We start from the raw sequence: 16,789 nt of genomic DNA, 5'->3' as shown, positions 1-16,789 counted from the left end.
AAGTCTCGGCATGAACGACGTCCAGCAGCCCGATCCCCGCACGCCGGAAGAGATTCGCCGTAGCCGCAACCGGGTGCTGGCGCTCAGCCTGGCGAGCTTCGTGGTGCTGGTGTTCTTCATTTCGATCGCGAAGATGAGCTGATGGTCCAGGCCGTCGCCCCTTCCGCCCACCCTTCGAGCCGGAGCAACCGCCGGGTCGGTTTCATCGCCCTGTCGATGGCTTTGTTGATGCTGGGTCTCGGTTACGCCTCGGTGCCGCTCTACCGCATCTTCTGCCAGGTGACCGGCTACGGCGGCACCACCCAGCGCGCCGACGAGGCGAAGGCGGCCGGCGTGCAGGTCACCGACAAGACGATGTCGATCCGCTTCGACGCCAATGTCGAGCGGGGCATGAACTGGCAGTTCAAGCCGCTCCAGCGCACCGACACGGTGACCATCGGCGAGCGGGACATGGCGCTTTTCTGGGCTAAAAACGATTCCGACAAGGTGATCACCGGAACCGCCAGCTTCAATGTCGAGCCCGAGCAGGCCGCTCGGTTCTTCAACAAGATCCAGTGTTTCTGCTTCACCGAGCAGACGCTCCAGCCCGGCGAGGCGGTGAAGATGCCGGTGATCTACTACGTCGATCCGGCGATCCTGAACGACCCCGACAACAAGGACGTCGAACAGATCACGCTGAGCTACACGTTCCATGTCACCAGCGTCTCGGATGCAAAGACACTGGACCACGATCGAACGGGCGGTTAAGTCCCCGTACGGGAAACAAATCACGGGGGGAGTATTACCCCACCGGAAGAATCGAACACGAAGTTTCGAGAACGGGGACGAAGGCACCATGGCCGGTACCAAGAATCACGATTACCACATTCTTCCGCCGGACATCGCGCCGCTGGCGACCACGATCGGTGCCTTGACCTTCACGTCGGGCATGGTGCTGTTCATGCACGACATGGCGGGCGGCAAGTTCGTGCCCTGGCTGGGCCTGGCGATCCTGATCGCCGCGATGTTCATGTGGTTCTCGAAGATCATCAAGGAAGCCCACGCAGGCGATCACACGCCCGTGGTGCAGCTTCACCAGCGCTATGGGATGATCCTGTTCATCGCTTCGGAAGTGATGTTCTTCGTCGGCTGGTTCTGGGCTTTCTTCGATTTCTCGCTGTTCCCCTCGACCCTGGCCGAATCGGTCGGTGGGCAGTGGCCGCCCAAGGCGATCGAGGCGGTCATGGACCCCTTCGACCTGCCGCTGCTCAACACGCTGATCCTGCTCTGCTCGGGCACCACCGTCACCTGGGCGCACCATTCGCTGATCCACGGCGACCGTGACGGGCTGAAGAAGGGCCTCTGGGCAACGATCCTGCTGGGCGTGCTGTTCTCGTGCATCCAGGCCTACGAGTATATCCACGCGCCGTTCCCCTTCGGCCAGAACACCTACGGCTCGGCGTTCTACATGGCGACCGGCTTCCACGGGTTCCACGTCATCGTCGGCACCATCATGCTGATCGTCTGCCTGAAGCGTACCTACAACGGCGACTTCACGCCGCGCCAGCATTTCGGCTTCGAGGCCGCGGCCTGGTACTGGCACTTCGTCGACGTGGTGTGGCTGTTCCTGTTCGTGGCCGTCTATGTCTGGGGCGGCTGGGGCTATCCCACGCACTGAGGGCCGTGCACGAGCGCCCACCAACCGGGGCGCTCACCACCCGGTTCGAGAAGCCAAGGTTCCAGAGAGGGCAGCCGCATGCCGGTCTGCCCTCTTTCCTTTTGAAGCGTCCAAGGAAAGCCATGCGCCGATTTCCCATCCTTGCCACCCTGCTGGTCCTGATCGCGGTAGGCGCGATGATCGCCCTGGGCTTCTGGCAGATCGGCCGCCTTCATGAGAAGGAAGCCTTGCTGGCGCACTATGCCGATGCTCGGGGGCGGGCGGAGGAAGTCGATTGGCCGCGCGACGCCAAGGGTCAGGCGGGCTTGCTCTACCGCCACGCCCTGCTCGATTGCGTCACGGTCAACGGGCGTTCGAGCATCGCCGGACGCAATGCCAAGGGCGAATCGGGCGCGGCGCAGACCGCCGACTGCACTCTGGCAGACGGGACCAAGGCGCTCGTGGTGCTCGGATGGTCTCGGTTGCCGATGGCGGCGGGCGGCTGGAACGGCGGAGAAGTCCGCGGCGTGATCGCGCCCGGTCCGAGGCTGGTGGCATCGCCGCCGCTTGCCGGGCTGGATGCCAATGCCGCTCCCGACCCCGCAGAAATCCCGAACAACCACTTTGCCTATGCGGTGCAGTGGTTTGTCTTCGCCGCGACAGCGCTTGTCATCTATGGGCTGGCGGTGAGACGGCGGCGCAAGTCCTGAACTGCTCCCGCCATTTCGCTTCACACGGCTTTAGGAATTGTTCTCGCCAAACCCCAACGACAGGCTTTTCATTTCGCGCCCCTGCGGCTAACCGCGCCTCCATGGACTATATCAGCACCCGCGGCAGCGCACCGGCGCTCGATTTCGAAGGCGCAACGCTCGCCGGACTCGCTTCGGACGGCGGCCTTTACGTGCCGCGTGAGTGGCCGCGCTTTTCGGCGGACGAGATCGCCGCAATGGCGGGCCTGCCCTATGCAGAGCTGGCCGCGAAGATCATGTTCCCCTTCGTCAAGGGCAGCCTGACCTATGACCGCCTGCTGGAACTGACCACCCAGGCCTACGGCCGCTTCGCGCACAAGGCGGTGACGCCGCTGAAGCAGCTGGACGATCAGCAGTGGGTGCTGGAGCTGTTCCACGGCCCAACGCTGGCGTTCAAGGACGTGGCGCTGCAACTGCTGGGCCTGCTGTTCGAGGAATTTCTCGGCCGTTCGGAGCGTAACCTCACCATCGTCGGCGCAACCTCGGGTGACACAGGCTCGGCGGCGATCGACGCGGTGGCGGGCCGTGCCAAGGTCGATATCTTCATGCTGCACCCCAAGGGCCGCGTGTCCGACGTGCAGCGCCGCCAGATGACCACGGTGCTGGCGCCCAACGTCCACAACGTAGCCATCGACGGCTCGTTCGACGACGCGCAGGCCACCGTGAAGCGCATGTTCAACGACAAGGCGATGACCGACCGCTTCGCCATCGGCGCGGTGAACTCGATCAACTGGGCGCGCCTGATGGCGCAGGTGGTCTACTACTTCGCCGCCGGGCTCCAACTGGGCGCGCCGCACCGCAAGGTCGCCTTCTCGGTGCCGACCGGCAACTTCGGAGACGTTTTCGCCGGCTATGTCGCGGCGCAAATGGGCCTTCCGGTCGAGAAGCTGATCGTCGCCACCAATGTGAACGACATCCTCCATCGCGCGCTGGCCGATGGCGACTATTCGCAGGGCACCGTCACGCCGACCGCCGCGCCCTCGATGGATATCCAGGTCTCGTCGAATTTCGAACGCCTGCTGTTCGATCTGGGTGGCCGCGACGGCAAGGCACTGTCCGAGCAGATGGCCGGGTTCGAGGCGACCAAGGCGATGCAGCTCACCAACGCACAGCGCGAGGGCGCTTCGGCATTGTTCTCCTCCGCCCGCACCGATGCCGACGAAATGGCCTCGACCATCCGCTGGGCCTGGGAGAACTGCGGCGAACTGATCGATCCGCACACCGCCTGCGGCCTTTTCGCGGCCCGCACCGCCGGTATCGACGCGAGCATCCCGGTCGTCACGCTGGCAACCGCGCATCCGGCCAAGTTCCCCGACGCCGTCGAACGTGCCACCGGCCAGCGCTCCGGCCTGCCCGCGCGCGTGGGCGACTTGTTCGAGCGCGAGGAAAAGTGCGTCGAGCTGACCGGGGATTACGAATCGATCGCCAATTTCGTGGCCCAGCACGCGAGCCCGAAGATCTGATGGCTCGCCTGGAAACCCAACCCGTCATCCTCGCCGGAGAGGGCTGGGACGATTACGGCCTTGTCGATTCGGGCCACGGCCGCAAGCTGGAGCGCTACGGCGACTACCGCTTCGTGCGCCCCGAACCGCAGGCGATGTGGACCCCGCGCCTCGAAAACTGGGACGCGCACGGTGAGTTCGTGCCCGGCTCGGACGAGGACGGCGGTGGCAGGTGGCTGTTCGACAAGCCGGTGCCGCGCGAAGGCTGGCCGCTGGCGTGGAACGAGGTCAGCTTTACCGCTCAGTGTACCCCGTTCCGCCATCTCGGATTCTTCCCGGACATGGCGCCGGTGTGGGACTGGATGCGCGAGATGCTCGCGGGCCGCGACGACGCCAATACGCTGAACCTGTTCGGCTATACCGGCGTCGGCACGCTCGCGCTTTCGGCGCATGGCCCGGTCACCCATGTCGATGCCTCGAAGAAATCGGTCGGCCAGGCGCGCGAGAACGCGGCACTGGCCGGGCTGGAGGATCGCCCGGTCCGCTGGCTGATCGACGATGCCGCCAAGTTTGCCGCGCGCGAAGTGCGCCGCGGCAAGCGCTATGACGGCATCATCCTCGATCCGCCGAAGTTCGGCCGCGGCCCTACGGGAGAGACCTGGCGTCTGGAGGAAAACCTCCCCGGCCTGCTTGCCGATTGCCGCCAGCTTCTGGACGGCGACAGCAAGTTCCTGTTCCTCACCGTCTATGCCGTGCGCATGTCCTCGCTGGCGCTGGCCGGCCTGATGGAAGAGCTGTTCCGCGACCTGCCAGGTACGATCGAGCATGGCGACCTTTCCGTCCGCGAAGACGCAGAAGGCCGCCTCCTGCCGACGGCAATCTTCGCGCGCTGGCGCAATAACGGCTAAGGCGCGCTCCATGACCGATTCGCTCCTTCTCGAAGTCGCCGATTTCGAACACGACGTTCTCACCGGGATCTACTCGGAAGAGACCGGCAAGCCGCAGCCGCTGCGCTTCACCATCCAGGTCTCGATGAAGCCGATCGAGCGCTACACGCCCGATACGCCGCTGACCGAGAGCAAGAACTACATGGACCTCAAGTTCGCGGCCAGCGAAGCGCTGCCGCAGGGCGTCCATTTCAAGCTGATCGAGGCCGTGGCCGATCACGTCTGCGAGACTCTGTTCCTCCAGGACACGCGGATCACGGCGGTGACGGTGAAGATCGTCAAGCTCGCCATTGCCGAGGCGGGCGAGAAGATCGGCATCACGCTCACCCGGCAGCGCCGATAAGCCATGATCCTGCGCGTCGGACCGCTTGCGGAAAGCCCGCTCGATGCCGCCGCGCAGTTCCATGCCGAAGTCCTGCCCGAGATTCGCGGCGCGCTTGCGGGGACGGCGCACCTGACCCTCGTGTTCGCGCCCGCCGGGCACGGCCATCGCGGCTGGCGACTGGCGGCGGTGCAGGAACTGGCCCGCCATCACGCTCCCGCGCGGATCAACGCCGTGGCCGGCACGCGGGAAGAAGCCTTCGTGGCGGCGGCGGAATGGCTGGCGCAGGCCGAAGGCATCACCGGGCAGTACCTTGGCCTTGATGAAACCGGTGCGGGGAGCGTAGTATCCCCGCAGCAATGAGCACCACTTCGCCTCTCGTGGACCAGTTCCGCCGCCGCATCACCTACCTGCGGCTGTCGGTGACCGATCGCTGCGACTTGCGCTGTGCCTATTGCATGCCTGAGCGCATGACCTTCCTGCCGCGCAAGGACGTGCTCACGCTCGACCAACTTCACGATCTGTCGCTGGGCTTCATCGCCCGCGGGGTGACCAAGCTGCGCCTCACCGGTGGAGAGCCGCTGGTGCGGCGCGACATGATCGAACTGGTCCACGCCCTGGGCCGCAAGCTGGGCGATGGCCTGGAAGAACTGACCCTCACCACCAATGGCACGCGTCTGGGCGAATTCGCCGAAGCGCTTGTTGCGGCAGGGGTACGGCGCATCAACGTCTCCCTCGATACGCTCGATCGCGCGATGTTTCACAAGCTGACCCGACGCGATTCGCTGCCGCAGGTGCTGGAAGGCCTGGCGGCGGCAAAGGCGGCCGGGCTTCGGGTGAAGCTGAACACGGTGGCGCTGAAGGACCTCAATCAGGCGGAGATTCCCGAACTCGTCGGCTGGGCGCATGGCCAGGGCTTCGATGTCACGCTGATCGAGGTGATGCCGCTGGGTGAAGTGGAGGAAGACCGCTTCGATCATTACCTGCCGCTTTCGGAAGTTCGCGCCGACCTGGAACGGCGCTGGACGCTTGACCCCAGCACACACCGTACCGGCGGCCCGGCACGCTATTTCGACGTGGCGGAGACGGGCGGCAGGCTGGGGCTGATCACCCCGCTCACCCAGAACTTCTGCGAGGGCTGCAATCGCTTGCGCGTAACCGCCACCGGCCAGCTTTTCGCCTGCCTCGGCGGAAACGAACAAGTGGACCTGCGCGCCGCGCTGCGCAGCGAAAACCCCGCCACAGCTCTCGATGCCGCGCTCGACACTGCAATGCGGATCAAGCCCGAGCGCCATCATTTCGCCATCGACCGGCGCGGCGAGCAGCCGGCGCTCTCGCGGCACATGTCCATGACCGGCGGCTGACGGGATGGCGTTGCAACTCGTGTTCCTGGGGCGGCTGGAGGATATCGCCGGCAGCGCCAGCCGGGAGGTTCCTTTCGCACCTTCGCTGGCGGCGGTCGTCGCGTCGCTCGAAGGGGAACTTGCCCAGGCGCTCGAAGGATCGCGCATCCGCCATGCCGTGAACGGAGCGCTGGTGCAGGGCGATGCGGTTTTGCGCGATGGCGACGAAGTGGCGTTCCTGCCTCCCGTTTCGGGCGGCTGAGATGAGCGCCGATGTCCGTCTTCTTGCCGAACCGTTCGATCCGGCGGAAATCCTGCGCAGCTTCACCGCCGGTCTGCCGGGGGCGGGTGGCATCGTCAGCTTTCTCGGGCAGGTTCGTGCGGGAGGGGGTGTGGAAGCGCTGGAACTGCGGCATTACGAGCCGCTGACATGGCCGGCCATGCGCGAACTCGCCGCGCGGATCACGGGGCGCTGGTCGCTGGACGGACTGATCGTGATCCACCGCAGCGGCACGATGCTGCCGGGCGAACCCATCGTTTTCGTCGCGGCCGCCGCGCGCCACCGCCGCGACGCCTTCGCGGCGGCCGACTTCGCGATGGATCATCTCAAGAGCGAATCGTGGTTCTGGAAGCGCGAGAAAGTGGCCGGTGCGTGGCGCTGGATCGAACCGCGCGACCAGGATATCGAGGATCTCGCGCGCTGGGCGTGAATCCCGGAACAAATTTCCACCTGTCGGCGGCGATTTTTGACCGGCGTCAAATCTTTCCCGCACAGGCTCCGCTCATGGGGGGCGCAGAAGACAGCGATCCCGCCGCGCGTATCGGGGCAGTTTCACGCAAAGCGGATCGAATCTTCGAGCGGAGGGCCGGTGACAGGCGGGGAGACCATGCAGGCCCTCGTGCTTCCCGTGCTGATCCGTGGGATGAGGGCCGGTGTTCGCCGTCGCTCGCCGCCCGGGGCGTTCGCCTCCTGATCGACGACCTGGGCCGGGGGGCTTTCAGGCGCGATCCGTCCGCTTGGAGAACCCCTCCCCCGACCGGGGAGGGGTTTTTCTCATCAGGACTTCAGGCGGGCATCCAGCGCGGTGACGACGTCGTTCTGCGTACTGACCAGCCCCTGCACCTGGCTGCGCGCGGTATCGATGGCGAGCGCGCTGGGCGATTCTTCCACCGGTTCGGACTGACGGGCATCGGCATAGAGCGAATCGAGGTCGGCCAGCGCCGCCACGGCCCTGTCGCGGCTGGCCTGGAGCGCGGCCACGGCCACTTGCGCGGAAATCCACGAATCGCTCGTCCGCGATGCACCGGCCGCAGTGGAGACGGCGCGCTCCGCTGCGGGCCGTTTCCCGGCGAACTGCTTGTCCGCATCGCGCGCTACCGCCACCAGGCCATCGATTCGGGTGGAAAGGTCGGCGGTCGGCGGCGGCATCGGCACCGGAGCGGGCTGCGGTTCTGCCGCGGCGGGCATCGCACTGCGCTCGACGTCGCGATAGGCGAGGGAGGGGTAGCTTCCGGCCGTGGAGCAGGCCGCGAGGCCGACGGGCAGGAGCAGCGTGAGGAAACGGGCTTTTGCGCGGATCATGCCTGTGCCATAGCACGTCGCCGTCCAATCGCGAGCGTCAATCGGCCGAAGCCGGAACGTTCATAAATGGGTTTCGTGGCAGAACCGCGTCACTCCTTGGTTGACACGAATCGGCCGCTGGACTAACGGCACCCTTCTTTCCGGTACCCCGTGAAAACGGGAATGCCGGCGCGTCGCCCGCAAGGCTCCACGGTTCCTTCCTGGACCAGAGCGGCCGGGGCAGAGTTGTTTCGGCCTGTTTAGGGCTCATTGATATTAGGTAAGGGCACCATGTTCGCAGTTGTGCGCACGGGCGGCAAGCAATACCGGGTTGCCGCCGGAGACAAGATCGCGGTTGAAAAGCTGGCTGGTGAAGCCGGTGAGACCATCACGCTGGGCGACGTTCTGCTCGCCGGCAACGAAGGCGAAGTCGCCGACGCCTCGAAGATCACGGTTTCGGCCGAGATCATCGCACAGGCCAAGAGCGAAAAGGTCGTGGTGTTCAAGAAGCGCCGCCGCCACAACTATCGTCGCAAGAACGGCCACCGCCAGCAGATGACTCTGCTGCGCATCGTGTCCGTCGCCTGAGCCAAAGATCGGAAGGACTGAGCAATGGCACATAAGAAAGCAGGCGGTTCGTCGCGCAATGGTCGCGACTCTGCGGGCCGCCGCCTTGGCGTCAAGAAGTTCGGCGGTCAGGAAGTGATCGGCGGCAACATCATCATCCGTCAGCGCGGCACCCGCGTGTATCCGGGCGTGAACGTCGGCATCGGCAAGGATCACACCTTGTTCGCGCTTGCCGAAGGTCGCGTGCGTTTCCACGATGGCAAACTCGGCCGTAAGTACGTGTCGGTAGATGCCATGGCAGAAGCCGCCGAATAATCGGATGGTCGATAAAAGGGCCATCCTGACGGGATGGCCCCGCCGATCTTTCTGAGGTCGGCTGAACGAGGGAGAGGGGCCAGCCCGTCTCCCTCTTTTCGTGTCTCCCTCCCGCATGGCGCAACCGTCTCGACGAGCGACTAACCCGTACAATTCGTTACGAATTTGCGGGGATATTTCAGGCTCTTCGGACGTTGTGCGTAATCGCAATGTCACGCGCAAATCGTATGGAAGCGCGGGGCGGATGAGTGGAGATACTCTATGTTCGTTCGCAGCGAACGGCTGTTTCTGCGGCCCGGCTGGCCCGAGGACCAGGATGAACTCCTGGGTCTGATCGCCGACGAAAGCGTCGTGCGCAACCTGACGCGCGCGCCCTGGCCCTATACCGGCGAAGATGCCCGGCGCTTCCTCGATGCGCCGCAGGACATGATGCTGCCGCGCTTCCTCATCACCCAGCCCGGCGCGCATGGGACGCGGATCATCGGCTGCATCGGCCTGTCGGTTCTCGAAGGCCAGACGAACCTCGGCTATTGGATCGCCCGCGACCAGTGGGGGCAGGGTTTCGCCAGCGAAGCCGTGCGCGCGGTTCTCTCACTGGCGCGCGCGATCGGTCACAAGCGGATCGTCGCCAGCCATTTCGTCGACAACCCGGCTTCGGGTCGCGTCCTGGAGAAGAGCGGCTTCCGTCCGACCGGCGTGGTAGCCGAGCGGTTCAGCGAAGGCCGTGGCGCAAGTTGTCTGTCGCATGAATATGCGGTGGACCTCGATTCGCCGGTCAATTGCGACGACGATTTTCCCAAGACCCGTCTCGGCGGCACGCAGAACCTCGCCTCCCGACGCGCGGCCTGATTTCACATCCCTGTCCGTCCCGGTTCGGCGGACAGGGGTGATGCGGCGTTTCCCTTGAAAACGAGCGATTTTCGTCCGTGAGCGGGGCTTGCTGGAAGAGTCGTGCTTGGCCGCCTCGAACGTGGCCTTGCCGCACCAAAACCTGCCGCCCCAAACTACCGTAGCAAAACTCGTGCAAAGCAACTGGCTTTGTGCATAGTATGGGGCGCGGAAATAATAAAAACGGAGAACTGGCCGATGTTCGTCCGCACGGAGAGACTGTTTTTGAGGCCCGGCTGGCCGGAAGATGTCGATGAGCTTGTCGACGCGATTTCCGACGAGGCGGTACAGCGTAACCTGGGCGTGGGCGAACTGCCGCGTTCCACCCATGCTATGCGCGATTATCTGACCAGACCACGCGATCCGCGCCTGCCCCACTTCTTCATGTACCTGCGGACCCCCGGTGGCCCCAAGCTGGTGGGCGGCATCGGCCTTGGCCGAATCGAGGACGACGTGGAACTGGGCTACTGGATCGCGCCGTCGCATCGCGGGCGGGGCTTCGCCCGCGAGGCGGTGCGGGCGGTTCTGGCGCAGGCGCGAACGCTGGGGCATCGGCGCGTGGTTGCAAGCCACTTCGCCGACAATCCGGCCACCCGCAACGTGCTGGAGGAAACCGGTTTTGCCGACAGCGGCACCGAGCGCGAGCGTTTCAGCCAAGGGCGCGGTATGCCGGTGCGGGCGCGGATCTATGTCGCCAATCTAGAAGCGATGCCGTTCCAGTATGCGGCGCGGGACTTGTCGCTTCAGGCCTGAAGGTCGAGCCATTTGGGCGCGAGCGTCGGATCGATGTCGTCCACGCGCAGATGGTCGATGGCGAAGCCGAGTTCGGGATAGGCCGCGCGCTGCCGCTTCTCGTCCGAACGGGCCAGCGGCACCACGATCAGGCGGCGGTTGACCTTCTGCCGCCAGTTCATGCGCGCGGTGTTTTCCTGCCCGACGTAGCAGCCCTTGGTGAAGCTGACGCCGTTCAGCTCGACCGCATTGCACTCCAGCCAGAGCGTCTCGCCATCGCCCAGCTCCGCGCGGCCTTCGGGAACGCCCATGGCCAGGCGATGGGCCCGCCACGCCGCGTCCGCGCCTTTGGCTTCCGAGGGATCGGTGGAATCGATCGGCGCGATCCAGCGTTCGCCCAGACCATGATGGCGAGGGTCCGGTGCGGCACCGTCGCCGGTGTGGGGCCGCCAATGCACCGCCAGCGAAGTGTCGCGCGCGATGTCGATGGCGCGGCGAAGGCGGTACATCGACAGACGCTTGATCAAGGCATCGGCGGCATCGGCCTCGCAGTCTATCAGGATAGTCTTGCCGCCCGGCCAGACGATGAAGTCGAACAGCGCCTTGCCCTGCGGGGAAAGCAGCGCGGCCCAGGCGGGCAGCACGCCCTGCACGTCGGCGGTGACGAGGCCTTGCAGGAACGCGGCGACGTCTTCGTTCGAATCAGGGCGGGGGGAAAGCCGGATAACGGCGCGGTCGAACAGGCGGCTTGCAGTCATGGCCGATAAGTGGGGCAGCGCCGGGGCCTGCGCAAGTGCCCGATTGGCAAGCGCGTCCGCCCATCAGGTACAGCGGGTCAGGCGATCGCGTATTTCGTCCAGTACCCGGACGGCGGCGGGGCCGGCCAGGGTAGCCTTTCAGCTTAGTTGAACATTTCGATCTATTTTATCCCAATTATCCGGAGGCCTTGCAAGGGTTAGAGGAGAGGCAAGCAAGCCGCACCATGTGCGGCACAATTAAGTTAGCCGCACTGTGTGCGAAGGGCCAAGGAGGGCCACATGATCGAAGTCCGTCCCTTTGACAGCCTCGGAGCCGCCGACCATGGCTGGCTCGATGCCCATCATCATTTCTCCTTCGCCGACTATCACGATCCGGCCCGCACCAACTGGGGGCGGCTGCGGGTGTGGAACGACGACACCATCGGCCCGCGCTCGGGCTTTCCGTCGCATCCGCATCGCGACATGGAGATCATCACTTACGTCCGCAGCGGTGCGATCACCCACCAGGACAGCCTCGGCAACAAGGGCCGAACCGGTGCGGGCGACGTGCAGGTGATGAGCGCGGGCACCGGCATCGTCCATTCCGAGTTCAACCTGGAGGACGAAGCCACCACGCTGTTCCAGATCTGGATCCTGCCCGATCATCGCGGCGAGGCTCCGGGCTGGGGCGCCCGGCCGTTCCCCAGGGACGATCGCGCCGGTCGCTTCGTGACTCTGGCCAGCGGCATGGCCGGTGACGAGGACGCCCTGCCGATCCGCGCCGACGCCCGCGTGCTGGGCGCCACGGTCAAGGCGGGCGATACGGTTGCTTACGAAACCGACCGGGGGCGTCACCTCTATCTGGTTTCCGCGAAGGGCCGCATCCGCGTGGGTGACGCCGAAGCGCAGCCGCGCGACGGCGTGGCGATCACCGGGCTCGACACCATTACCGTTACCGCCATCGAGGACGCCGAACTCGTCCTGGTGGACGCGGCCTGAAATTTCTCTCTCCCGACATCTCATCATCCAAGGAAATCGACATGACCGGACGTACTGCCCATCCCAAGGTCGAAAAGCTGATCGTCAATCGCTGGTCGCCACGCGCTTTCGACGGCACCGAGATTCCGCAGGAAGACCTCGACGTGATCTTCGAGGCCGCCGGCTGGGCGCCTTCGGCTTACAACGTGCAGCCTTGGACCTTCCTCTACGCGAAGAAGGGCGATGCCAACTGGGACCTGCTGCTCTCGCAGCTGATCGAGTTCAACCAGAGCTGGGCCAAGGACGCTTCGGCGATCGTCTACGTCGTTTCCGATAGCCAGATGCGCTCGGAAAAGGGCAATTCGGACAATCACAGCCATAGCTTCGATGCCGGCGCGGCATGGGCTCTGGCCGCGCTCCAGGCGCAGGCCCTTGGTTACCACACCCACGGCATGACCGGTCTGAAGTTCGGCGAGGCCGAAAAGGCCCTCGGCATCCCCGCCGACCATCGCCTCGAAGCCGCCTTCGCCATCGGCCGCATGGGCGACAAGAGCCAGCTTCCCGAGTTCCTGCAGGAGCGCGAGGTCGCCTCCAACCGCAAGCCGGTGGCCGAAATCGCCAAGGCGGGCACGTTCGTGTGACCAAATCGGGCGTCTGACGAAATCGGGCGTTCCGGCCCCTTCCCCCTCCCTGTCGCCGGAACGTCTCATGGCCCGGTCCGCCTTCTCCCTTGGGCGGACCGGGCTTTTTCATTTCAGAACTTGCGCTTCACGCCCACCATCAGCCGGTTGCTGACCGTGCCGTTGGGGAAGGCCTGCGATTGCAGTTGCACGTCTGCGGTGGTGTTCTCGTCCAGCTTCATTTCAAGGCGGGGTACGGCGCTGGGCATCTCGTATTCATGCGGAAGCGGGCGTACCCGTTCCTTGTCTGGATCGGGGGCGCAGACGACGATTTCGCCGGGACCGCCACCTGTGCAGCGAGGGCGGACGACACTGAAGTCCACGCCCGGCGGGCTGCGCATCTGCCTGAGGTCGAACGCGCTCAAGGTCTGTTCGGAAGCGAAGGGCGGTTCGGCGTCGGTTGCGGGCATGAGCGGGCTCCATCGGAAGCGCGCAGGCAAACATCCGATCGTGGCCGATTTGCGGCAAACGCAGCACCGGCTTGCCGCGCAACCGATTACAATTCGGCTATCGGCGGGCCAAGCACGACTCGGCTCGTCATCTTCGGCAGACTCGTCCATAGGCGCCCCGTTCGTGGATCATGTTCGAGGAGGTCGGGGCCGGTGGCGGCTGGATGGTTGAGGAAACGAGGAGGCGCTCTCGCTGCGGGCTTTGGCGCAACGGGGCACTTGGGCTGGATTCGCGGCGCTTTCGGGGGCCTGCTGGGTATCGCGCTGGCAGGCGGCGTGACGATGTTACTCGAAATGAAGGGCGTGGAGATGGGGGGGCTATCGACGCTCCCGTTCCTGGTGGCGCCGCTGGGCGCGTCCGCCGTGCTGGTGTTCTGCGTTCCCGCTAGTCCGCTGGCACAGCCCTGGTCGGTGATCGGCGGCAACATGATCTCGGCCATCGTCGGCCTGTCGATGGGGCATCTGCTGGGCAACCCCTGGCTGGCGGCCTCCACCGGAGTGGGGCTGGCGATCGCCGCCATGTCGCTCACCCGCAGCCTGCATCCGCCCGGAGGGGCCTGCGCGCTGCTCTATGCGCTGGGCGCCACGGGCGAGCAGCACTGGGGCATCGGCTACCTCGTGCCGCTGGCGCTAAATCTGATCTTCCTGTTCCAGGTCGGCTGGCTCTACAACAACCTCACCGGGCACCCTTGGCCTCACCATGCGCCGAAAGTGCAGCACAAGACCCCGGATCCCTACTCTCGCGAGGATATCGAAACACTGCTGGCCGAATGGGACGAAGTGCTGGACGTCGATGTGGACGATCTCGATGCCTTCGTGCAGGCCCTGCTGAAGCGAGGCCGGAAGGCCTGAGCCGTCAGTTCGTCGCGGGTTTGCGTTTGCGAGAGAGCAGATCCCAGCAGAACACCGCGATGGCCGTCCAGATGAACAGGAAGCAGACCACCTGCACCGGCTTGAGCGGCTCCCCGAACACGAAGAGCCCCATCAGGAACACCCCGGTAGGCGTGACGAACTGGATGAAGCCCAGCAGGGAGAAGTCCAGCTTGCGCGCCGCACCGGCGAAGAGCAGCAGCGGAATGCCGGTGACGATGCCCGCGCAGGCCAGCAACAGGCTGGTGGAAAGCGAATCGCCCATGGCGAGCCCGGCCGCGCTCGATCCCTGCCAGCCCAGCAGCCCCAGCGCGGGGATCAGCAGGACGAGCGTCTCCACGGTCAGGCCCGGAAGCGATTCGACCGGCGCCAGTTTGCGCACCAGACCGTAGCCGGCGAAGCTCAGGGCCAGGCCCATGCTGATCCACAAGGTATCGATCGCGCCCCAGGCCAGCATGGCCACGCCGATCGCAGCCAGGGCCACTGCGATCCATTGCAGGCGCGTAAGCCGTTCGCGCAGGAAGATCGTGCCGGCCAGCACATTGACCAGCGGGTTGATGTAGTAGCCCAGGCTGGCTGCCAGCACGTGGCCTTCCATCACGGCAATGACATAGACCAGCCAGTTCGTGCCGATCAGCACGCCGCTTAGTGCCAGCGCCGCCAGGAGTCGCGGATTGCCCAAGGCAGTCCGAAGCTGCGCGCCCTGGCGCAATACGGCGACCATGATCAGGCAGAACGGCAGAGTGAACAGCAGCCGCCACGCCACCACCTCGAACGGGGAAACCGCCCGCAGCGCCGCGAAATAGAGCGGGAAAAGGCACCAGATGAAGTAGGCGCCGAATGCCTGGGCAAGGCCGCCGGAGCGGGGAGGGGACTGGTGCTTCATGGTCGATCTCGCAACTGATCCGCCCCGATAGGTGGCGAAACGCCGGTTCGGCAAGCAGTTCGTCGCAACAAGGGCTTCGGCTCGTCGATATCCGGAATTCTGACAGCCGCGTTGCGACCCGTTCAGGTTAGCTGCCCTAAAGCTGAATGCGTACCGCGGATCGAGCCTCAGATGGCCCCCTCCCCGGCAATGACGAGGAGATTTGAGATGAACGCATTTTTCAAGGCAACCGCCCTCGCTGCCGCAACCGCCAGCCTGGCAACCGCTCTTCCCGCTTCGGCCGCCGTCAGCGTCGCGCCGATCGCTTACTCGCAGAGCACTTTCGAAGCGCCCGGCGAACAGGACAACGGCCACTGGCGCGAGCGTTATTCGCGCGAAGACCGCCGCCGTGGCTACGGCAACCGCGACCGCTACTATCGCGGTGATCGGGGCTACCGCGGCGACCGCGGCTACGACTGCCGCCGTGGCAGCGGAACCACCGGCCTGCTGCTGGGCGGTGCGGCAGGTGCCCTGGCGGGCCGCGCCATCGACACCCGCGGCGAGCGTACCACCGGCACGGTCCTCGGCGCAGCCGCCGGCGCCCTGCTCGGCCGCGAAGTGGATCGCGGCGGATCGCGCTGCCGCTAAGTCTTACGAATAAAGACTGGCTTCCTCGCAAGGACGGCGACTTGCGAGGGAGACCTCCCGGTCTTCCCTTGGACGAAATTCCCTGGGGGACGGGTGGGAGAGGGCGTTCGCGGCTTGTGCTGCGGGCGCCCTCGACTGCGTCCTGCATGTCATCCCGTAATGGGACGCGCGCCTCTTTAGCTTCCGTCTAGCCCTTGAAATTCCGCCGCTTAGCGGGAACGTTCGTTGCATGGTCTGATGGGCGGTGCCGATCTTGAAGAGGTCTGCACCGGCGATACGAGGATGCAACGATGTCGGCTTCGAACGCGGCTGGACGCTATTTCCTGATCCCGATACCGATCCTGGCCCTGACTTTGGCCGGGTGCAGTGCGGAAAAGAAGCCGCAAGAGGGTGCTACCGATCCCGCACTCACCGAGGCGCTGGGCGATCGCATCGTGGTCGATCCGGAAAAGGTCGCAGGCCAGGCGGCGGGGGCAACGACCGAAGGTCCGATAACCCTGCCGGCTGCCTCGCGAACGCCGCAAGCCATCGCGGTGGCCCGCAAGTCTGCTGCCGATGCGGTCGGCGGCGAGCTTCTGTCCCTCCCGGCCGCCCGGAAGGGCGGTGCTTCCGCCCTTGCGGAGGCGGTGGCGCTCGCCGCGCGAACTTCGGAGCAGTCGCGTGCCGCCAAGACCGATTGCGCGGCGAAGGCGGCATTCTCGGAAGGCTGGGCCGCGAAGCTTCCGGCCGCCGTTCCCGTCTATCCCCGCGCCGCCGTTCATGAAGCGGCAGGCACCGATGCCGAGGGCTGCTCGCTGCGCGTCGTCAATTTCGGCACCGCGGTGTCGCCGGAGGATGTCGCCGGTTTCTATTACTCGGCAGCACGGCGCGGCGGCTACGGAGCCGAATATCGCATCGATGGCGGCGATCACGTGGTCGGCGGAAGCAAGGCCGGGCGAGCTTATGTGGTCTATGCCCGCAAGCTGGCCAGCGGCGTGACCGAGGTGGATCTGATGACAAGCGGCGGGTGATGGCGCGTCGTCCCGGACTTGATCCGGGACCGCTGGCCGAGCCGCGCCTC

General features: G+C 65.5%; 24 protein-coding genes. 20 read left to right on the top strand and 4 right to left on the bottom strand.

Annotated elements, in window-relative coordinates; genetic code table 11:
• Positions 1 to 10 precede the first annotated feature (10 nt).
• The 11 genes from RT424_RS02040 (at position 11) to RT424_RS01990 (ending at position 7,149) form a co-directional block, all read left to right on the top strand.
• On the top strand, positions 11 to 142 hold the full coding sequence (locus RT424_RS02040) for a hypothetical protein (RefSeq protein WP_313434138.1): 132 nt from the start codon (positions 11 to 13) through the stop codon (positions 140 to 142).
• Positions 142 to 747, top strand: coding sequence for a cytochrome c oxidase assembly protein (locus RT424_RS02035; protein WP_313434136.1), 606 nt, complete (start codon positions 142 to 144; stop codon positions 745 to 747). Before RT424_RS02040 ends, RT424_RS02035 begins: the two co-directional genes overlap by 1 nt.
• Before the next feature lie 88 nt (positions 748 to 835).
• Positions 836 to 1,657, top strand: a complete 822-nt coding sequence (locus RT424_RS02030; protein WP_313434135.1) for a cytochrome c oxidase subunit 3 — start codon at positions 836 to 838, stop codon at positions 1,655 to 1,657.
• A 122-nt stretch (positions 1,658 to 1,779) separates the two neighbouring features.
• Positions 1,780 to 2,346 carry an SURF1 family protein gene (locus tag RT424_RS02025; RefSeq protein WP_313434133.1) on the top strand — a complete coding sequence of 189 codons (567 nt, stop codon included), beginning with the start codon at positions 1,780 to 1,782 and terminating at the stop codon, positions 2,344 to 2,346.
• 101 nt (positions 2,347 to 2,447) lie between these two features.
• The gene (gene thrC / locus RT424_RS02020) at positions 2,448 to 3,848 is read left to right on the top strand and encodes a threonine synthase (protein WP_313434131.1); all 1,401 of its coding nucleotides are present in this window, start codon (positions 2,448 to 2,450) and stop codon (positions 3,846 to 3,848) included.
• Positions 3,848 to 4,735: a class I SAM-dependent methyltransferase gene (locus RT424_RS02015; RefSeq protein ID WP_313434130.1), complete on the top strand. Its 888-nt coding sequence runs from the start codon at positions 3,848 to 3,850 to the stop codon at positions 4,733 to 4,735. The genes thrC and RT424_RS02015 overlap by 1 nt, the downstream gene beginning before the upstream one ends.
• 10 nt (positions 4,736 to 4,745) lie before the next feature.
• Positions 4,746 to 5,117, top strand: a complete 372-nt coding sequence (locus RT424_RS02010; protein WP_313434129.1) for a dihydroneopterin aldolase — start codon at positions 4,746 to 4,748, stop codon at positions 5,115 to 5,117.
• Between the two features lie 3 nt (positions 5,118 to 5,120).
• Positions 5,121 to 5,459 (top strand): Rossmann fold domain-containing protein, encoded by a 339-nt coding sequence (locus RT424_RS02005; protein ID WP_313434128.1) that lies wholly within the window; start codon positions 5,121 to 5,123, stop codon positions 5,457 to 5,459.
• Positions 5,456 to 6,460 (top strand): GTP 3',8-cyclase MoaA, encoded by a 1,005-nt coding sequence (moaA, locus tag RT424_RS02000; RefSeq protein WP_313434127.1) that lies wholly within the window; start codon positions 5,456 to 5,458, stop codon positions 6,458 to 6,460. The genes RT424_RS02005 and moaA overlap by 4 nt, the downstream gene beginning before the upstream one ends.
• Positions 6,461 to 6,464: 4 nt before the next feature.
• Entirely contained in the window at positions 6,465 to 6,701 is a 237-nt protein-coding gene (locus tag RT424_RS01995; protein WP_313434126.1) for a MoaD/ThiS family protein, read from the top strand.
• A 1-nt stretch (position 6,702) separates the two neighbouring features.
• The gene (locus RT424_RS01990) at positions 6,703 to 7,149 is read left to right on the top strand and encodes a molybdenum cofactor biosynthesis protein MoaE (protein WP_313434124.1); all 447 of its coding nucleotides are present in this window, start codon (positions 6,703 to 6,705) and stop codon (positions 7,147 to 7,149) included.
• Positions 7,150 to 7,496: 347 nt separating this feature from the next.
• On the opposite strand, the gene RT424_RS01985 is transcribed toward RT424_RS01990, so the two are convergent.
• Entirely contained in the window at positions 7,497 to 8,021 is a 525-nt protein-coding gene (locus RT424_RS01985; protein WP_313434122.1) for a hypothetical protein, read from the bottom strand.
• A gap of 270 nt (positions 8,022 to 8,291) precedes the next feature.
• On the opposite strand from RT424_RS01985, the gene rplU reads away from it, so the two are divergent.
• From rplU to RT424_RS01965, 4 genes are all read left to right on the top strand, one after another.
• Positions 8,292 to 8,588 (top strand): 50S ribosomal protein L21, encoded by a 297-nt coding sequence (gene rplU / locus RT424_RS01980; protein ID WP_021233963.1) that lies wholly within the window; start codon positions 8,292 to 8,294, stop codon positions 8,586 to 8,588.
• Between the two features lie 24 nt (positions 8,589 to 8,612).
• Positions 8,613 to 8,882, top strand: a complete 270-nt coding sequence (gene rpmA / locus RT424_RS01975) for a 50S ribosomal protein L27 (protein WP_313434120.1) — start codon at positions 8,613 to 8,615, stop codon at positions 8,880 to 8,882.
• 261 nt (positions 8,883 to 9,143) lie between these two features.
• On the top strand, positions 9,144 to 9,731 hold the full coding sequence (locus tag RT424_RS01970; RefSeq protein WP_313434119.1) for a GNAT family N-acetyltransferase: 588 nt from the start codon (positions 9,144 to 9,146) through the stop codon (positions 9,729 to 9,731).
• A gap of 237 nt (positions 9,732 to 9,968) precedes the next feature.
• The gene (locus RT424_RS01965) at positions 9,969 to 10,523 is read left to right on the top strand and encodes a GNAT family N-acetyltransferase (RefSeq protein WP_313434118.1); all 555 of its coding nucleotides are present in this window, start codon (positions 9,969 to 9,971) and stop codon (positions 10,521 to 10,523) included.
• Here RT424_RS01965 and RT424_RS01960 read toward each other — a convergent pair.
• Entirely contained in the window at positions 10,514 to 11,260 is a 747-nt protein-coding gene (locus RT424_RS01960) for a folate-binding protein (protein WP_313434116.1), read from the bottom strand. The genes RT424_RS01965 and RT424_RS01960 overlap by 10 nt on opposite strands.
• Positions 11,261 to 11,539: 279 nt before the next feature.
• Here RT424_RS01960 and RT424_RS01955 point away from each other — a divergent pair, with 279 nt between their 5' ends.
• Positions 11,540 to 12,238, top strand: a complete 699-nt coding sequence (locus RT424_RS01955) for a pirin family protein (RefSeq protein ID WP_313434114.1) — start codon at positions 11,540 to 11,542, stop codon at positions 12,236 to 12,238.
• Between the two features lie 41 nt (positions 12,239 to 12,279).
• The gene (locus tag RT424_RS01950; RefSeq protein WP_313434113.1) at positions 12,280 to 12,858 is read left to right on the top strand and encodes a nitroreductase family protein; all 579 of its coding nucleotides are present in this window, start codon (positions 12,280 to 12,282) and stop codon (positions 12,856 to 12,858) included.
• A 113-nt stretch (positions 12,859 to 12,971) separates the two neighbouring features.
• Here RT424_RS01950 and RT424_RS01945 read toward each other — a convergent pair whose 3' ends face one another.
• Positions 12,972 to 13,307 (bottom strand): hypothetical protein, encoded by a 336-nt coding sequence (locus RT424_RS01945; RefSeq protein WP_313434111.1) that lies wholly within the window; start codon positions 13,305 to 13,307, stop codon positions 12,972 to 12,974.
• A 258-nt stretch (positions 13,308 to 13,565) separates the two neighbouring features.
• On the opposite strand from RT424_RS01945, the gene RT424_RS01940 reads away from it, so the two are divergent.
• Entirely contained in the window at positions 13,566 to 14,198 is a 633-nt protein-coding gene (locus RT424_RS01940; RefSeq protein ID WP_313434110.1) for an HPP family protein, read from the top strand.
• A 4-nt stretch (positions 14,199 to 14,202) separates the two neighbouring features.
• Here the strand turns inward: RT424_RS01940 and rarD are convergent, their stop codons facing one another.
• Positions 14,203 to 15,102, bottom strand: a complete 900-nt coding sequence (rarD, locus tag RT424_RS01935) for an EamA family transporter RarD (protein ID WP_313434108.1) — start codon at positions 15,100 to 15,102, stop codon at positions 14,203 to 14,205.
• Positions 15,103 to 15,309: 207 nt separating this feature from the next.
• Between rarD and RT424_RS01930 the strand changes: the two genes are divergently transcribed.
• Positions 15,310 to 15,729 carry a glycine zipper 2TM domain-containing protein gene (locus RT424_RS01930; RefSeq protein ID WP_313434107.1) on the top strand — a complete coding sequence of 140 codons (420 nt, stop codon included), beginning with the start codon at positions 15,310 to 15,312 and terminating at the stop codon, positions 15,727 to 15,729.
• Between the two features lie 290 nt (positions 15,730 to 16,019).
• On the top strand, positions 16,020 to 16,739 hold the full coding sequence (locus tag RT424_RS01925) for a hypothetical protein (RefSeq protein ID WP_313434106.1): 720 nt from the start codon (positions 16,020 to 16,022) through the stop codon (positions 16,737 to 16,739).
• The last annotated feature ends 50 nt before the right edge of the window (positions 16,740 to 16,789 follow it).

It is taken from the genome of Novosphingobium sp. (assembly GCF_032093395.1).
GTDB lineage: Bacteria > Pseudomonadota > Alphaproteobacteria > Sphingomonadales > Sphingomonadaceae > Novosphingobium.
Note: the sequence above shows the minus strand (reverse complement) of the source record. Positions and strands in the feature narration are given on the sequence as shown.

Bases quoted from the DNA above. Each gene is read 5' to 3' on its own strand.
- RT424_RS02040 (WP_313434138.1), top strand. From the start codon at position 11: ATGAACGACGTCCAGCAGCCCGATCCCCGCACGCCGGAAGAGATTCGC.
- RT424_RS02035 (WP_313434136.1), top strand. From the start codon at position 142: ATGGTCCAGGCCGTCGCCCCTTCCGCCCACCCTTCGAGCCGGAGCAAC.
- RT424_RS02030 (WP_313434135.1), top strand. From the start codon at position 836: ATGGCCGGTACCAAGAATCACGATTACCACATTCTTCCGCCGGACATC.
- RT424_RS02025 (WP_313434133.1), top strand. From the start codon at position 1,780: ATGCGCCGATTTCCCATCCTTGCCACCCTGCTGGTCCTGATCGCGGTA.
- thrC (WP_313434131.1), top strand. From the start codon at position 2,448: ATGGACTATATCAGCACCCGCGGCAGCGCACCGGCGCTCGATTTCGAA.
- RT424_RS02015 (WP_313434130.1), top strand. From the start codon at position 3,848: ATGGCTCGCCTGGAAACCCAACCCGTCATCCTCGCCGGAGAGGGCTGG.
- RT424_RS02010 (WP_313434129.1), top strand. From the start codon at position 4,746: ATGACCGATTCGCTCCTTCTCGAAGTCGCCGATTTCGAACACGACGTT.
- RT424_RS02005 (WP_313434128.1), top strand. From the start codon at position 5,121: ATGATCCTGCGCGTCGGACCGCTTGCGGAAAGCCCGCTCGATGCCGCC.
- moaA (WP_313434127.1), top strand. From the start codon at position 5,456: ATGAGCACCACTTCGCCTCTCGTGGACCAGTTCCGCCGCCGCATCACC.
- RT424_RS01995 (WP_313434126.1), top strand. From the start codon at position 6,465: ATGGCGTTGCAACTCGTGTTCCTGGGGCGGCTGGAGGATATCGCCGGC.
- RT424_RS01990 (WP_313434124.1), top strand. From the start codon at position 6,703: ATGAGCGCCGATGTCCGTCTTCTTGCCGAACCGTTCGATCCGGCGGAA.
- RT424_RS01985 (WP_313434122.1), bottom strand. From the start codon at position 8,021: ATGATCCGCGCAAAAGCCCGTTTCCTCACGCTGCTCCTGCCCGTCGGC.
- rplU (WP_021233963.1), top strand. From the start codon at position 8,292: ATGTTCGCAGTTGTGCGCACGGGCGGCAAGCAATACCGGGTTGCCGCC.
- rpmA (WP_313434120.1), top strand. From the start codon at position 8,613: ATGGCACATAAGAAAGCAGGCGGTTCGTCGCGCAATGGTCGCGACTCT.
- RT424_RS01970 (WP_313434119.1), top strand. From the start codon at position 9,144: ATGTTCGTTCGCAGCGAACGGCTGTTTCTGCGGCCCGGCTGGCCCGAG.
- RT424_RS01965 (WP_313434118.1), top strand. From the start codon at position 9,969: ATGTTCGTCCGCACGGAGAGACTGTTTTTGAGGCCCGGCTGGCCGGAA.
- RT424_RS01960 (WP_313434116.1), bottom strand. From the start codon at position 11,260: ATGACTGCAAGCCGCCTGTTCGACCGCGCCGTTATCCGGCTTTCCCCC.
- RT424_RS01955 (WP_313434114.1), top strand. From the start codon at position 11,540: ATGATCGAAGTCCGTCCCTTTGACAGCCTCGGAGCCGCCGACCATGGC.
- RT424_RS01950 (WP_313434113.1), top strand. From the start codon at position 12,280: ATGACCGGACGTACTGCCCATCCCAAGGTCGAAAAGCTGATCGTCAAT.
- RT424_RS01945 (WP_313434111.1), bottom strand. From the start codon at position 13,307: ATGCCCGCAACCGACGCCGAACCGCCCTTCGCTTCCGAACAGACCTTG.
- rarD (WP_313434108.1), bottom strand. From the start codon at position 15,102: ATGAAGCACCAGTCCCCTCCCCGCTCCGGCGGCCTTGCCCAGGCATTC.
- RT424_RS01930 (WP_313434107.1), top strand. From the start codon at position 15,310: ATGAACGCATTTTTCAAGGCAACCGCCCTCGCTGCCGCAACCGCCAGC.
- RT424_RS01925 (WP_313434106.1), top strand. From the start codon at position 16,020: ATGTCGGCTTCGAACGCGGCTGGACGCTATTTCCTGATCCCGATACCG.